The 15,624-nt window shown below is 66.6% G+C and carries 10 protein-coding genes; 4 read left to right on the forward strand and 6 right to left on the reverse strand.

Going from position 1 to position 15,624, the window contains the following annotated elements; translation table 11 throughout:
• Window positions 1-296: 296 nt before the first annotated feature.
• Together ribH and hslO are read left to right on the forward strand one after the other, a co-directional pair.
• Window positions 297-797 carry a 6,7-dimethyl-8-ribityllumazine synthase gene (gene ribH / locus VKP62_05095; GenBank protein ID MEB3196562.1) on the forward strand — a complete coding sequence of 167 codons (501 nt, stop codon included), beginning with the start codon at window positions 297-299 and terminating at the stop codon, window positions 795-797.
• A gap of 79 nt (window positions 798-876) precedes the next feature.
• Complete coding sequence (gene hslO / locus VKP62_05100; GenBank protein ID MEB3196563.1) at window positions 877-1,743, forward strand: Hsp33 family molecular chaperone HslO; 867 nt, start codon at window positions 877-879, stop codon at window positions 1,741-1,743.
• 95 nt (window positions 1,744-1,838) lie between these two features.
• On the opposite strand, the gene rpmB is transcribed toward hslO, so the two are convergent.
• Window positions 1,839-2,033, reverse strand: coding sequence for a 50S ribosomal protein L28 (rpmB, locus tag VKP62_05105; GenBank protein ID MEB3196564.1), 195 nt, complete (start codon window positions 2,031-2,033; stop codon window positions 1,839-1,841).
• Between the two features lie 127 nt (window positions 2,034-2,160).
• Between rpmB and VKP62_05110 the strand changes: the two genes are divergently transcribed.
• Window positions 2,161-2,871: a type III pantothenate kinase gene (locus VKP62_05110; GenBank protein MEB3196565.1), complete on the forward strand. Its 711-nt coding sequence runs from the start codon at window positions 2,161-2,163 to the stop codon at window positions 2,869-2,871.
• Here the strand turns inward: VKP62_05110 and VKP62_05115 are convergent.
• The 5 genes from VKP62_05115 to VKP62_05135 form a co-directional block, all read right to left on the reverse strand.
• A complete protein-coding gene (locus tag VKP62_05115) occupies window positions 2,855-4,612 on the reverse strand; it encodes a PucR family transcriptional regulator ligand-binding domain-containing protein (protein ID MEB3196566.1) in 1,758 nt (585 codons plus the stop codon). The genes VKP62_05110 and VKP62_05115 overlap by 17 nt on opposite strands.
• 242 nt (window positions 4,613-4,854) lie before the next feature.
• Window positions 4,855-5,526, reverse strand: coding sequence for a polysaccharide biosynthesis/export family protein (locus VKP62_05120; GenBank protein MEB3196567.1), 672 nt, complete (start codon window positions 5,524-5,526; stop codon window positions 4,855-4,857).
• Window positions 5,527-5,533: 7 nt separating this feature from the next.
• Complete coding sequence (locus VKP62_05125; protein ID MEB3196568.1) at window positions 5,534-6,364, reverse strand: CpsB/CapC family capsule biosynthesis tyrosine phosphatase; 831 nt, start codon at window positions 6,362-6,364, stop codon at window positions 5,534-5,536.
• Window positions 6,357-8,540, reverse strand: coding sequence for a polysaccharide biosynthesis tyrosine autokinase (locus tag VKP62_05130; protein MEB3196569.1), 2,184 nt, complete (start codon window positions 8,538-8,540; stop codon window positions 6,357-6,359). Before VKP62_05130 ends, VKP62_05125 begins: the two co-directional genes overlap by 8 nt.
• A 139-nt stretch (window positions 8,541-8,679) precedes the next feature.
• The gene (locus VKP62_05135) at window positions 8,680-10,545 is read right to left on the reverse strand and encodes an N-acetylmuramoyl-L-alanine amidase (GenBank protein MEB3196570.1); all 1,866 of its coding nucleotides are present in this window, start codon (window positions 10,543-10,545) and stop codon (window positions 8,680-8,682) included.
• Between the two features lie 287 nt (window positions 10,546-10,832).
• Between VKP62_05135 and VKP62_05140 the strand changes: the two genes are divergently transcribed.
• Window positions 10,833-15,596 carry an ATP-binding protein gene (locus tag VKP62_05140; GenBank protein MEB3196571.1) on the forward strand — a complete coding sequence of 1,588 codons (4,764 nt, stop codon included), beginning with the start codon at window positions 10,833-10,835 and terminating at the stop codon, window positions 15,594-15,596.
• Window positions 15,597-15,624: the final 28 nt, after the last annotated feature.

Below are 15,624 nucleotides of genomic sequence, written 5' to 3' on the forward strand. Positions count from 1 at the left end.
CCTGCGTCGCGATGTTCGTCATGGGGCGGTGGCCACGCGCGCGCGTATCGTGAGCGAGGGAAGGCAAGGCTGAGCGACGTTTTTCCGCGGTCGCCGTCGGCCCCCATTGGCCTGCACGACCCCGGCAGAGAAACGCTTCCCGCGTGAATTATATCACAATGTGGGCGCAATGAATGCACGCCCGGCGCTGCTCAGGGCGAGTTGCTTTTGACATTTCCGCCTTGCCCCGCTAAAACGGAAGACGCCGATCCCGTGCCGGCCGTCCCAGGAGACGGCCAGATTCGCCAGGAGTTCCGATGAATCACATCCATGGACATCTCGTCGTCGAGCCCGGCACGCGCTTCGCGGTCGTGATGGCGAGATTCAACGAACTGATCGGCAATCGCTTGTTGTCGGGCTTTGAGGACGCCATCGTGCGCCACGGCGGGGAGGCGGCCAGCATTGACGTTTACTGGGTGCCAGGTGCCTTCGAGATCCCCTTGATGGCCCAGACCGCGGCAGAGTCCGGTCGCTATGGGGCGGTGGCCGCGCTGGGTGCCGTCATCCGGGGCGCCACCCCGCACTTCGATTACGTGGCTGGCGAGGCTGCGAAAGGCATCCAGGCGGCGGCCCTGAGTACCGGAACGCCGGTCGTGTTCGGGGTCCTGACCACGGACACCATCGAACAGGCGATCGAGCGGGCGGGGACCAAGGGGGGCAACAAGGGCTGGGAGGCCGGCATGACCGCCATCGAAATGGCCAACATGATGCGGGCCGTGCGCGCCGCGAGCCCCTCGGCGGTTCGCAGCAACGCCTGATTCTTGTGGTAGATGTACCTGGTGAGCCAGTCGGAGGCCGGTCCGTCGGTTTGCCCAAGCAGGGGAGATGTGGGCCATGATCCGGGACCATCTCGTGAAAGCCACCGCCGCCGGCGGACGCATCCGCGCCGTCGCGATCCGGACCACCGACCTTGCCGAAGAGGCGCGGGAACGGCATGACCTCTCCCCGACCGCCGCTGCGGCGATGGGCAAGGTGATGACCGGGGCGCTGTTGCTGGCCTCCACCCTGCGCAAATCGGGCCGTCTGAACGTGCGGTTGGTGGGGGGCGGTCCGATCGGCGGCATCTTCGTCGATGCCGGCACCGACGGCACGGTACGTGGCTACGTCGGCAATGCCGGGGTTGACCTGCCTGCCCGGGCGGACGGTCACCTTGACGTCGGGGGGGCGGTCGGACGCGACGGCCATCTCAGCGTGACCTACGACCTCGGTCGCCGCCCCTACACCGGGACGGTGGCCCTGGTGAGTGGCGAGATTGCCGACGACATCACCGCCTACCTGGCACACTCCGAGCAGATCCCCTCAGCCGTCTCCTTGGGCATCTTCGTGGAGCGCGGGCGGGTGGTCAGTGCGGGGGGATTGCTGGTTCAGTTGCTGCCGGATGCGGGCGATGAAATTGCTGAACGCCTGGAGGCCGCCATCCGAGCCTTGCCCCCCTATTCCGCGATGGACAAGGAGCACATGTCGCTGGTCCAGGTGCTGGAGACTGCCCTGGACGGCTTCAAGGTCGATATTCTGCAGGAGGACCATCTGGTCCGCTTTGCCTGCCCGTGTGACTTGGAACGTGTGCTGACGGCCATCCGACTGCTGGGAGAGGCTGAAATCCGCGACATGATCGACGTGGATGGGAAAGCGGAGGTTCGCTGCCATTTTTGCGGCAGCAAATATCAGCTGAGCCGGGAAGACCTCGAACGTCTTGTCTCGTGAGCGGAGCTCATCCGCGAAGGGGGAGCCACCCGCGCGCTCCCAAAGGAAAACGCCCGAGTGAAGCACTCGGGCGTTCTGGATGCAAGGGTCTGAGTTCAGACGGCGCGGGTGATCTTGCCGGCCTTCAGGCAGGACGTGCACACCTTGACGCGCCGAACGAGACCGGGCTTGATTTGAGCCCGCACGGTCTGCAGGTTGGGCATAAAGCGACGCTTGGTATGCACCATGGAGTGACTCACGTTGTGGCCGGTCGTAGGACCCTTTGCGCAGACATCACAGCGCTGGGACATGGGGATGGACCTCCGGAGAATTCATAGACAGACGGGTTGGCGCGCAATGGCACGAACTTCGAATATACCACGCAGGCGGGCTTCTGGCAACCAATTGGGGGCTGATGGCCTCGCCGAGGACACGCCCGTGATCGCGGTGAACATTGGCAACACCCACGTTCGCTGGATCTGCTACGCGGGCGATCGCCCCCTTCAGTCCGGACGTCTGACCCAGGCCGAAGCGCTGGCCGGGTGCCCGAGCTTGCCCCCGGGCCGAATCGCCCTCGTCTCGGTGGTTCCGCAACTGGCGGCAACTTGGGTGGCTGCATGGGAGGCGCAGGGAAGAGACCTGTTCGTCTTGCACGGGGGCCTGTCGCTCGGCCTGACGATTGCCTATGACCCTCCGCAATCGCTGGGCGCCGACCGACTGGCCAATGCCGTGGCGCTGCGGCATCACTTCGGCGCCGGCATCGTGATCGATGCCGGTACGGCCGCCACCTTGACCGTGGTCGACGCCGCAGGCGGGTTGCTCGGAGGGGCCATCCTGCCGGGGCTACAAACCGCTCGGGACGCCCTGGCCAGCCGAACCGCTCAATTGCCGAGGGTGGAGCTGGCTGCCCCGGTTCGTCTGATTGGCGCCAGTACGGAGGCTGCCATTCAGGCGGGGATCGTGGCGGGCCACGTCGGGGCCCTGCGTCATCTGGTGAGGGGCATGCAAGCAGAGGCCCCCTCCGCCCGTGCGCTGGTGCTGACGGGTGGGGGGGCCGCCCTGCTGGCGCCTCTGATGCCGGAAGCGCGCTGGGAACCGGACTGGACCCTGGAGGGGGCCCGTCTGGCCCTGCTCAACGCAGGTAGTTGATCACCTGATTCATCTTCAAGCCCAGATGCAGCATGAGCCGATTTTCGGCGTCGTCGAGGTCGATCTCGGTGATGTCTCGAATGCGTTCAAGCCTGTATTTCAGGGTGTTGCGATGGATGAACAGCTTGGTGGACGTTTCGGTCAGGTTGCCATTGCATTCCAGAAAGGCGGCGATGGTCTTGACCAGTTCCTTGTCAGTTTGCTGGTTGTAATCGATCAGGCGTTGTAGCGGCTCGCAGAAGAAATCGTGGGGGTTCTGACTCTGGGCGAACTGTAACAGCATCCGGTAAATGCCGAGCTCCGAGAAGAACGTGACCTGTCCAGGGCCGTGGGTATGCCGGCCGATTTTGAGGGCGTGCTGCGCCTCCTTGAAGCTCTGGGGGATGTCCAGCAGGCTCTCGTTCTGCCGCCCCACGCCGATCGACACGCTCCAGCCGTTGCCCGAGCCGGCAATCTTCTTGTGGATCGCATCGGTCAGTTGCTGAAGTTTCTCCGCGCTGGGCTGACCATCTTTCAGGGGATACAGGATGGTGGCGCCTTGCGGTTGATTGACGACCACCGCCTGGCGAAAACTCAGCAGGGCGTGAAGCATCGCGATCAGGCGCTGGACCTCCTCGGCTTGCACCTCCTGCAAGGGCTGGCCGTCGAATTCGAGGCTGACCACCCAGTAGGCGGCGTTCAGCGGATAGCCCAGGTAGGTGGCGCGTCGCCTCAGCGTCTCCATGGTGGCTGGGCTGTTGGCGAGGAGCAGGTCGCGAAAAAAGTCGCGCTTCAGCTTCTGCTCGGATTCGCTGGCCCCCCTCTGCTTGAGCAGCTCAAGCGCCACCGCGAGGGCCCCTTCGGCCACCTGGGCGAGGCTGCTGGCATCGAGGCTGTGGCCATCCAGGACCGACAGATAGCCGCAGACCTCGCCGTGAATCAGCAAGGGGTGAATCACGCGGCTTGCCTCGCCCGCCGCGCGCCCCGTGGTGGTCACCACCTGCCGCTGCTTGCGCAGGGCCTGCAGGGTTCCGTCGGCCTCCCAGGCTTGAATGACCTGGACCGGGGTGCCCTTGTTGGCGACCAGTTCGTCAATGGTCGGCTCGTGGCCTGTCCCTGCCTGAGCCACCGCCAGCAGGTTGAACTGCTTGTCCTCCACCACCACGCTGCGGTTGACTTGCCTGGCCAGGGTTCGCGCCAGGGCATCACAGCCGGACCCATCGAGCACCTGTTCCAGCAGACGGCGCTGAAGCCCGTTCTGACGTGAGGGCGCCGCCGGACCATCCAGCGCCGTTTGCAGGGCGAGCATCACCTCGAGCAAGGCCCCGGGATTGGACAGCACCAGCAGGGGAAATTCCAGCGATTCCGCCAGCGTCAGCGCTTCCTGAGGCACCAGCTTGATGCTCGCGCCGGCGAGCAGCACCAGGCCGGCCGCCCCCGCCTGCGCCAGTCCTCGGATGAAGTCGAGCCAGTGCCCCGGCGAATCGCTCCAGTTGGCGCCGGTGCTGAGGACCAGTTCGCCGCCTCGGAGCCAGGGGCTCACCTCGCTGGCCTCCAAGCTGACGATGCCCTGCACCGCGCGCCCGAGACCATTTTCTCCCGCGAGCAGGGAAGCCGCCTGAAGCGGCGGTCGTTGACGCAGTCCAGCCAGACTCGTGACGGCGCCAATGGCCAGCGAGATGGACGCTTCGGGAGGCTGGGCCAAGGCCGCGTCGGCCGGTTGGACGCAAGGAGCCTCAGCAGGCAAGAGACTGTGGTTCATGGGGCGTGCCCTCCTTGGACAAACGGAAAGGGAAGCGCAAAAATGCGCTTCTCCGCTTGATCTGAGCGAATTGGGGGTGGCAACTGGGGCTAGCTTAATATAACTTTACAAACAAGGCAAGCCTTTGTCGTAAAGAGGGCTAAAAGCCTTTTGCTGTGTCCGTTTTACGGGTTATCAGGTGGGCGGCGCGCTCGCACCTGCCGGGCCAACCCGGGGCCAGTACTCGGCGGCGCGAGGGGGCCTCAATCGCGCCGAACGAGCAGGATGATCAGGGTGCTTGTAATGCTCAACGCCGCTGCCAGGGGCGGCAACAGGCGATACAGGTCCGGCGTCTCGACTTCGTTGACGCGAATCGTATCACCATCCCCGATCCAGACGTTCTCCTCCAGCCGCCCGGCGAGCACTTGGGTCAGGTCCACCTGGCGCAAGGCCCCATTCGGGCGGACGATCAGGACGTCTTTCAGGTTCGCCCGCTGGGGATCATAGCCGCCACCCAGGGCGAGTGCCTGCAGCAAGCGAACGGGTTCCTTGATGGCATAGGTGCCCGGTTGCTTCACCAGGCCGACGACACTGAAGTGCAAGGGGCGGAATTGTTCCACGTTGATGACCACGTGAGGGTCGACGAAGAAGCGTCCGTAGGCTTTGGTCACCCGGTCGGTGAGCTGAGGCAGGGTCAGCCCGCCCGCCTGGACCTCGCCGATCAACGGAAAGCTGACGCGGCCATCGGGCCGGATCGGCTGGTCCTGCAGGGTGAGCTTCTCGTTCTCTACCACCTTGAGGTTGACCGAGTCGCCGTAACGCAACACATATTGCGGCTCCGCGGGACCATTGCCTTCCGCGTGGACCGGCGTGCCGCTCACGAGCAGACAAACCGCCAGCAGCAAACTCCACAGATGGGGGAAAGCACGGAACATGGGGATTTCAACTCCGTCTCAGGGGGCCGATCAGGCGTGCCAGCAGCGAGGGTGGTTTATCCGGCTCGACGGGTCGCGGACGCTGGATGGGATGTCCACGCAGCAGCGCGTCGGGGTTATGAAAGCGAATCGTCATGGCATTGTCGTCTCCCACCAGGGCGTGAAGGCGGGTGATGCCGTGCTCCAGCCCCTGGATGCGACGATCGAGATGGTGCGCGTCGGTGCCGAGAAAATGCACCAACCCGCGCTGCAGCAAGCCTTCCAGAAAGCCGACGGTGCGGTCCGCAGCAGCCCCAGCCAGCGTACACAGCGTGCCCTGGGTCAGGATGCCGCGTTCCAGCACCCAGCGCTCCAGCAGCTCCGGGTGACGCTGAAACAAGCCCTGGCGTTCCGGATGGGCGATGATCGGCGTGATGCCGGCTGCTTGCAGCTGGTCGAGTTGTTGTTCGAGCTGGGCGACCAGGGGCAGGCCAGGCGGCAATTCCACCAGCATGTGACGTCCTGCGTCGGCCAGGGTCAGCCAGGTCTCCGGGCGACAGCTGTCGGGGTCGAGCCTTACCTCGGCGCCAGGAATCAGCCTCAGTGAAATCCCCTGTTCGGCGAGCCAGGCCTGGGTCTCCGCGCAGGCTTGCACGATCGTCTCCCGGCGGTTGGGATACAGGTCCGCGTGGATATGGGGCGTCACGCAGACCTGCGTCAGGCCATAGGCGGCCAGGGCGCGTGCCAGGTCCAGGCACTCCTGACGCTCCTTGACGCCGTCGTCGAGAGCGGGCAGCAGGTGACAGTGCAAGTCGAGAGCGAGCAGCGGGAGAATGTCCCCGGCAGTCACGTCATCCATCGCTGCGGTCGCGGCTCAGACGGAGGTGGGCCACACTGGCCGGTGTGGGCAGGGTCTTGTCGTGCTGGTTCTCCAGCGACCCGTAATACTTGTGGTAGTAGCTGTAATAGTAGCCATCGTTGTCCGGGCGCACGCCGCGCACCACCATGCCCCAGACCTTGACCTTGGCGCGCGCGAGCAGCTGCAGCGAGTGCCGGGCTGCCTTGCGACTGACCTTGTTGATGCCCATCAGGAGCAGCATGCCGTCAAGCTTGGCGCCCAGCACGCTGGCATCCGTCACCGCGATGATCGGGGGCGCGTCGAACAGGAGCAGATCATAGCGTTGCTTGAGCTCTTCGATCAGCTGGCTCATCCGTTGGGACTCGAGCAGTTCCGAAGGGTTGGGCGGGGTCGGGCCGCAGGTGAGCACCGACAGGCCCGGTTGCGCGGTCTGGCGGATGCAGTCGTCAAGCAGGCAATCTCCGGCGATCACGGTCGAGATGCCGTCCTGATTGGGCAGGCTGAACAGGTGATGCATGGTCGGCTTGCGCATGTCGGTATCGACAATCAGCACGCGCTTGCCGGCCTGGGCGAAGCAGACCCCCATGTTGGCCAGCGTGGTCGATTTGCCCTCTTCCGGGCCTGCCGAGGTGACCGTCAGGGTTCGGATCGGGTTGTCGGTCGAGAGAAATTTGATGTTGGTGCGCAGCGTTCGGTAGGACTCTGCCGCCGGCGAGCGCGGTTCCCGCAAGGAGACGAGCTGCGCGGTCTCGGCGTCGGCCAGCCACGGAATGATGCCGAGCGTCGTGAGCTGGACCGCTTCTTCGGCGTCCTCGGTCGTCTGAATCGAATCGTCCAGATACTCCAGGAAAAGCGCCAACCCCATGCCCGTCAGCGCCCCCACCACCAGCGCGAGCAGCATGTTTTGAGCTTTCTTGGGGCGGATCGGGCGTTCCGGCAGGACCGCCTCTTCAACAATGCGCACATTGCCCACGTTCATGGCTTCCTGGATGCGGGCTTCTTCGTGGCGTTGCAACAGCATCTTGTAGAGCTCGGCCGTGACGGACGCATTGCGCATCAAGCGCGTGAGGTTCAACTCCTTGTTGGGCAGGTTGGCCAGGCGTCCATTGAAGCCTCCCACCACGCGCGACAGCGAATCGACCCGGGTCTGAAAACCCAGGGCGTCAATTTCAGCCGCCACCAGCTCCTTGGTGAGGTTCTGGCGGATCGGGTCCAGGTTGGAGCGAACACCGTCGCCGCCGTAACGTTTGCCAACGACATCGGCGGCTTCCTGCGCGAGGGCTCGCCGGATCACGCTGATCTGCGCCTGGATAGCCTTCACCTCAGGGTGGTTGGGCGTGAGCGAGGCATTGGACAGCACCGGACTGGTTTCCAGCTCCAGCAATTGCTGACGCAGCTTCTGGATGGTCTGGTCCTGGCTGATGGCGGTCGAGGTCATGGCCTGCTGGGCCGACATGCCCAGCTGCTGTCTGAGCGCCCTGACCCGGCTCTTCGATTCGCTGGCGGCCGCTGCGGCCTGGCGCAGCTCAGCCTCCATGTTGGCCATCGTCTGGACCGAGGTGCGGGCTTCCTCGGTCAGGTCCACCGCGCCGTGCGTGGTTTTGTAGTCGCGCAGGGCTTGCTCCGCCTGGGCCAGGTCCCGCTTGGTTTTTTCCAGTTGCACCTGGATGAAACGCGCGGCACTGGAGGCCTCTGTCCGGTTGGACTGACGGTTTTGCTCCAGGAAGACCTGGGCCCACACGTCGCTGACCTGGGTCGCCACGATCGGGTCGGTGTGGATGTAGGAGATCTGCAGAATGTCGGTGCCCTTGATTTGCGTGACCTTGGCCGCGGCCAGAAAGTCCTCCGTGCTGATCAGGTCGCCCGTGTTCGGGTTGGTCAGGTTCACCCGTTTGATGACCCGCGCGATCACCGGCACGCTCCGCAGCAACTCGGCCTGGGTGTCGAGGGGGCTGCCGGTGCGCGACAGGCTGGACAGTTCCGTCAGGTTGGCCATCTCCGGGCCGAGGGCGGAGAGCGTGCGGTCGCGCGACTCGATCAACAACTTGGTGCCGGCCTGGTAAGCCGGCGGGGTCGTGAAGGTGATGGCACCGGTGGTCACGACGATCGCCAGAAAGGCCAGGGCGACCCACCAGCGACGCTTCCACAAAATTTGCCAGGTTTGCTTCAGTTCCATGGGGGGGTGTGCCTCGACAGGGCGATCGCCGACTTCGCGACAGGCCGTGCGCCCGCGCGGCGTTCGAGTCGACAGACCACGTTATGATACCGCGCCAGCGCGCGCTTCGGGATGGGGGTAAAGCCGGAAAGTCGCCAATTCACCGTTTTTCGCTCCCGCAGGCGAGACTCGCGACGGTGGGGCAGACCGGAATCCGAAAGGCAGGCCCCAGCCACGTCAGAGGCGCCACCCGGAAGTTTTCGATGCCCACCGCGATCGCGAAGGCGGCCTGGGCCTGGAATCCACCATCGTGGAGCAGGCGCTCTTCGGCCGGGTTCGAGATGAAACCGGCCTCGAGCAACAGGGAGGGCACCACGGCATGCCGTAACACGAACAGGCCATCCTGTTTGGTGCCGCGGTCGGGTCGCCGCAACAGCGTCGCCACGGTGCGGTGAACCGTCTCGGCAAAGCCGCGGGAGCCACTCTCCCGCCAGTAGGTCTCCAGGCCGTTGGCCTCACGGCTCACGTGGGAATTGGTGTGCAGGCTGATGAAAAGGTCAGCCTGATGGCGGTCGATCGCTTGTAAGCGCGGTGCCAGCAACACGTCCGCATCGGTGCTGCGGGTCAGGATGACGTTGTAACCGCGGCGTTTCAGCGCCTCTCCCAGGGCTTTGCCCATCTCAAGGCAGACGGTCTTCTCAGCCAGCCCCGTCGGTCCGATCGCGCCTGGGTCGGCGCCCCCGTGTCCCGGGTCGATCACGACCAGCGGCATATCCGGTCGGCTGCGGGGATTCAAGCGTTCCCAGACCAAGGTGATGCCGCCCTGCTCATCGCGGCGTTCCGCGAGTTCATAGTGCCCCTCCGCCAGACTGACATCCAGCGTCCAGACGCCTCCCTGCCGACTGGCTTCAATTTGTTTGAGCAGGCGACCTGGCGGGGGCAGCTTGTCCTCGAACGCCCCCCCGGGGACGCGCAAGCGCAGGCGGTCGGGAGCGGGTTGCGAGACCTGGTAGCGAAGCTTTTCGCCGTTGCGCAGGCCGACGTGGAGGGTCAACTGGGTGTCGCTCTCGCGGCTCCAGATGCCTTGAAGCTCCTGGCCTTCCTCGCCCTCGTTCCCGCCGCTCGCCTGGGCGAAGCGGGCCAGCGTCTGGGCCAGGGCCGGATCCTCTTGACCCGCCTGGGCCACGATCAGGACCGCACGTTCCCGGACCTGCATGACCTGAAAGTTCGGGGCGCTCTCACAGTCGAGCACCACCCGCACGCCTTCGCCCTGTTTGGACATGCGCACCTGTTTCACGCCCCCTCGCTGAACGGTCAGGGTGCGTTTCAGGTTGGTGTCCCCAAAGTCGGCCGCTGGCAGGTCGATCACGAACCGATGAGGGTGGCTCAGCACCGAGATGGCTGGCTCGAAGGGACCTGAGGTCTGCAGCACCAGACCGAAACTCTGCCAGGCCAGTTCCTCGATCACCACGGGGTCCACCGCGCGCGGACGAGGGGCCAGGCTGCGAATCGGCGCCCGCTTCACGGGAGCGGGATGCTGGACTGGGGGGCGGTTGGACGTCAGTGCCGGGCTCACCACCCGCCGTGCCGGCGCCTTCAGCGAGGAAGGACGGTCCTTGTGCGCTGCTGCTGCCTGAACCGCTGGTCGGCGCGGCGCCGGGTGGCGGTCCGGCAACCCCTGGGTTGGGCGCACCTGCCCTGCTGCAGAAGCCTTTGAAGGCTTCGGCCGCCCGGTTTTCCTGGGGGCGGGGCCAGGGTGCTGGCGCGTTGGGGGAGGGTCGGCCAGCAAGGCCAGCGCATCGGTCTCAGGGGCCGGGCGTCGGGCGGGGGGACGTCGAGTCGACCCGGCCTTTTGCTTGATGGCGTGCTCGCGTGTCTTTTCGACGGCGGCGGCGGGGGCGGGCAGGGGCAGGCAGAGGGTAAGCCCGAGACACGCAGCCAGCATCCCGCCGAGCCAGGCACGGGGGGGATGAGGGACGACGGCCTCCCGCGCGACGCGGGGAACGGCCAGAGAGTGAAGGGGCATGGGGAAACCAACGACGGCGTGACGATCCGGACATCATTTCCGACCTGACATGATCCGGATAATCCAGGTTAGCCCGTCGCGCGCGCGCTTCGATGTGATGCCGACACCCCGTGGCGGGCGCGTCGCGCTTCCGGCCAGGGCGCGTGCGCGTGGTGTGGGGCTGGCTGGCTGGGGTATACGGCCATCGTTGTCATGACAGCAAGCGGTGCTCCGGACCAGCGATGCGGTCCGAACTGATGCAAGCGCCGTCATCAGGGAGCGAACAGTGATGACGCGGAGGCTGTGAGGTGGAAGGACATTCCTCGCTGGCGCCCTTTGCTGCGGTGCGTGAACTCGGTCGGGGGCGACAGGGCACGGTCTGGCTGGTGCGAGCGCCGGGGCTGGACGGCCTCTACGCACTGAAGCGTTTCGATGGCGCAGACCCTCTTCGTGCCGCGCAGGCGCAACAGGAGTTCAATGTCGGGGCCGACATCCCCCATCCGCATCTGGTCGAGGTGCTGGACCACGGACGTTTGCTGGGGGGCCAGCCTTTCGTGCTCTATGCGGCCTATGAAGGTGCTGTCACCGCTGCCGAGTGGGGCGTGCTGCCGCCAGCGCAGCTGGCCCGCCTCGCCTGGGAGCTGAGCGCCGCCCTGACCGCGATGCACGCGCGAGGCTGGCTCCATCGGGATGTCAGCCCGGACAATGTGCTGCGGGATGCCACGGGCGCGGCGCGCTTGATGGATCTGGGCCTGGCGGCTCGCTGGCCCGTTCCGCCCGAGGCGGCCGCCGGCACGCCGCGCTATGCCGCGCCGGAAACCCTGCGAGGCGAGCCAAGCGGGCCAGCGGCTGACTTCTGGGCCCTGGGCTGTTTGCTGTACCGCCTGGCCGTCGGCGCCGATCTGTTCGCCGCGCAGACGCCGGACGAATTGCTGCGGGCTCAGGCCGCTCTGTCATCGGCGCAGGTGGCCCGCCAGCTGGCTGAGCTTCCCGAAGCGCTGGCCGCGCTGATTCGTCGGTGGCTGTCCCACGAGCCGGGCCAGCGCCTCGAAGGGCTGCGGGAGCTTCGTGAACGCCTGCTGCCCCTCTGCCCTGAGCCACCGTGCGTGCTGTCGGACGGCCTGTTCGTCGCGTCGCCGGATTGGCGCCGCTGGTGGGCGAGGCGCCAGCGGCGAGGGGTGGTCTGCTGGTCGGGTGAGCGGGGTTCCGGACGATCCCGTTGTTTGCGGGAATGCCACGTCAGCCTCCGTCGCGAGGGCCTGCCCGCGCTACTGCTGCGGGGGGCGGCTCACCAATCTCCCTATTCCCTGCTGGAAACCCTCTGGCGCTGGTCAGTTGCCCACGTGCCTCACCTGCCCGAGTCCTTTCCCACCCCCCTGGCCCGTCTGGTGGCCTCGCTGTGGCCCTGGGCTTTTCCTGAAATGGTGCCCTTGGAGGATCCCGTCCGGCTGGCCCGGGCATTGCCCGAGTTGCTCGGGCGAATGCTGTCGGCGGTGGCGGAACAGCGCCTGCTGACCTTGCTGGTGGATGATTGGGAGCTGGTCGACGCGCGCAGCCGGGAGGTGATCGCGGGGGCCTGGACCAGCTCTCTGGGGCGGATGCAATGGATTGTCGCCGCGTCGCATCCCCTACCGGAGGCGGAAAACCTGGCCCTCACAGCCTTCGACGAGCGCCAGGCCCGCGCGTGGTTGGGCTCCATGCTGGGGACGAACGAGCCCCCCGAATGGGCCGATGCCCTGCGCGATCTCACGGGTGGGCGGCCGGCCTGGCTTCGCCAGGCCGTGTGGCAGATGCTGCGCCCTCAGGCGGGCGTGGCGCCCAGGTTACCCGCGAGCGTCGACGGCTTGTTCCGAGACGCCTGGCGCGAGCTGAGTCAGGCGCAGCAGGAACTGATGGTGCTGCTGGCCGTGCACGGCGGTCGTTGCCCGCACGAGGAATGGTTGGCGGGCACGCGTTTGCTCCCGGCCGCCTGGCCGCTCGACTGGCAGCGGCTGTGGGCCCGCCGGTTGCTGGAGGACCGCGGCAGCGAGGTAGGCTTCGTGGTCGGCTGGTGGCGCGACTGGATCGAGCACTGGCTCGGGGAGGCCGAGTACGCCCGTCGCTCAGGCGAGCTGGCCAAGGTCCTGTTGGCTGCCGCCGACGGCGAGCGGCGTGCGTCGCTGGCGTTCGTACATCGTCTGGCTTCCTTGCTCGCGCGGGCGGACGACCCTCAGGCGACGTTGACCTGGTCTGCCCGGGCCGCCGAGGCCGCAGCGCGGGTCTGGGCTTACGACGCGGTCATTCTGCACGCGGAGCGAGGCTTGTCGGCACTCGCAGGACTGGCCAGCGAGGTCGCAGGGTCCGATCTGGCCCAGTCATTGCGGATCCGGCTGGGGGATGCGCGGCGGGTTCAGGGGGATTGTCCGCGCGCGATCGCCTCCTATGAGGCCGCCCTGCGTCATCCACTCGACGCGCTGACGCGGGGGCGGGTGCTGACCTCGCTGGGCAAGAGTCGTCAGTTACGACAGGAATTAGGGCAAGCCGCCGAGCATTACCAGGCGGCGATCGCGATCCTGGGAGAGACGACGGCGCCGGAAGAATATCTACGCGCCCTGTCGGCACTGGCCAGGACGCGTTTTATGGCGGGGCAGCGGCGCATCAGCGAAGGCCTTTACCGCGACCTGTTGCGCCAGGCCCAGCACCTGGGCCAGCCGTCCTTCGAGGCTGAAGCCCTGTCCTTCCTCGGCTCTCTCGCGGTGGAAGAGCCGGCCACCGTCTCCGGCGGTTTTCGCGATTTGCAGGCCGCCCTGGTGATCCGGGAGCGCGGCGATGACCCGTTCGCCCGGGTCGATTCTCTGAACTTGCTCGGCAACGCCTGCCTGGGCCTGGGGCGTTTCAACGAGGCCCGCGACCATTTCGAACGGAATCGCCTGGTCGCCTCCGAGGTGGGCTACCGGTCGGAGGAAGGCCTGGCCTGGCTCAATCTGGCGCTGTGCGATCTGGCACAGGGGCGTCTTCAGACGGCTGACGGCGCCCTGGAACGGGCTGGGAAAATCGCCCGTGACGACCATTATGATTTCCTGGCGGCCTTTGTCAGTCGGGCGGCGAGCTTGCTGGCGGCCCAGGTGGGCGACTGGGGGCGCATGGACCGCTGCCTCGCCCGCGCGCACGAGCTGGAAACCAGCTTGAACAGCCCCTACGTGCGTCAGTTTGGCCTGGTCATGGAGGCAGAGCGCCATCTCTGGCTGGGCGACTTCGAGGCGGCCCGACGTGCCGCTGGTCTGGCCCTGGCCCAGATCGAGACGGCGGGGGGACGGGAATGGCAGCGTGAGGCTCGGGTGGTCTGGATCGAGGCGACCCTGCATGCCGGTGACCTCGCGCGGGCACGGGCTGGCCTGTCAGAGCTTCAGGCCGACCTCGGAGATCCCCTGAACAGCCTCGAAAGGGTTCAGTTTCAGCGTTTGTCCGGCTGGTTGGCCCTGGCGGAGGGTGACCGTTCCCGGGCTGAGGCCTGCTGGCACGAAGCGCTCGCGGGGGCGGACGAGGCGGGCCTGCTGCGCCTGCAACTGGAACTGGCGGTGACGCTCGATGCAGGGGCGGGAGAGCCCCGAGGGGGCTTGCGCGTCGTGCCGGACGAGCAGGCCGGCCCGATCTGGCAGGCCCTGGCTGCTCGGGTTTGGGGGGCTTCTCTCGCGGAGCGGGAAGGCGCTTGGCAGCGCCTGCAGGGGGTGCTGGTCGACCTCACCCCGACGGGCCGTCAGCGCTTCCTGGCCCACCCCCTGCGCGCGGCGTTGGCGCGGGACCAGGCCAGCGCCACGCCGTCCTGGCGCGCGCGCCACCTGGAAATTCTGTTGGAGCTTGCCACGGCCCTGGGAACGGCCCGCGACCCGGATGGGGTGCTGGAGCGCGTGCAGCGATACAGCCTGGAATTGACCCGGGCCGAGCGCTGTTTGCTCCTGCTGCTGGATGCCGGGACAGCGGATTGGCGCGTATGGCGGGGGGCGGCCGACCTCCCCTACAGCCATTCGATCGTGTCCCGGGTGCTGGCGTCGCGCGTGTCGGAATGTCTGGTCGATACCGGGCAGGTTGGCGTCTGGCAGCCCGGTGCCAGTGTCGAGGCGCTGGCCCTGCGATCGGTGATGTGCGTTCCCATCGTGGTGGGAACGACGCTGCACGGCGTGATTTACGTCGACAGCCGGGCGGGGCTGAGCGACTTCGATGGCGAGGATGTTCGGATGCTCGAGGCGATCGCCGGACAGGCCGCCGTCGCGCTCGATACGGCTCGCTTGCTGGCCGCCCTGCGTCGCCAGATGGATCAGCAGACGGCCCACCTGCGCTTGCTGGCTGAGAAGGACACGGCCCTGAGCGCCTTGCAGGCCTATGACCGGGCTCGTCAGGCCGCCTTCGAGGCTGAGAGCCACGACCTGCGTGCCCCGTTGGGGTCGGTCCTGGCTGGCGTTCAGGGCCTGTTGCGTGGCCTGGTCGGTCCGCTCAATGACGCGCAGCAGGAGGCGCTCGAGGGGGTCTTGCAAAGCACGCGCACTTTGATGACGCGGATCGACGGCATCCTCGATGCGGCCTCTCTCGAAGCGGGCAAGTTGTCGCTGCGTTGCGAGCCGGTCCCGCTGGCCGGCTTGCTTCAAGGGTTGCTCAGGGCCATGGCACCGCTGGCGGAAGCCAAGGGGCTTGGGCTGCACGCCGAGGTGGCGTCCTGGCAGACCTTGCCGCCCGCCTGGGGGGATGCGCGGCGTTTGAACCAGGTGTTTCAAAATCTGCTCGACAACGCATTGAAATACACCCTGGAGGGTGAGGTGAAGGTCGATATCTACACGGAGCGTGAAGGCTTGCGTGTGTGTATCCGCGACACCGGGCCTGGCTTACCGGCAGAGCGACGCAGCGCGCCATTCGAGAAATATGGGCCCCGGGATGCCCATCAACATGGCAGTGGCCTGGGCCTCTGGCGCACCGCCGCCCTGGTCGCGGAACATTCGGGTCGCATCGAGTTGCTGTCGTGCCCTGAGGGAGGCACGGAGGCCAGGGTCTGGTTGCCCGGGGCCCCGGCCGCCACGGGCGAGTATGTCTCCTCCGTGTAGAAAGTGGGCCTTGCTGCCCGCGCCGCCC

Source organism: Candidatus Sericytochromatia bacterium (genome assembly GCA_035285325.1).
Taxonomy (GTDB): Bacteria; Cyanobacteriota; Sericytochromatia; order S15B-MN24; family JAQBPE01; genus JAYKJB01.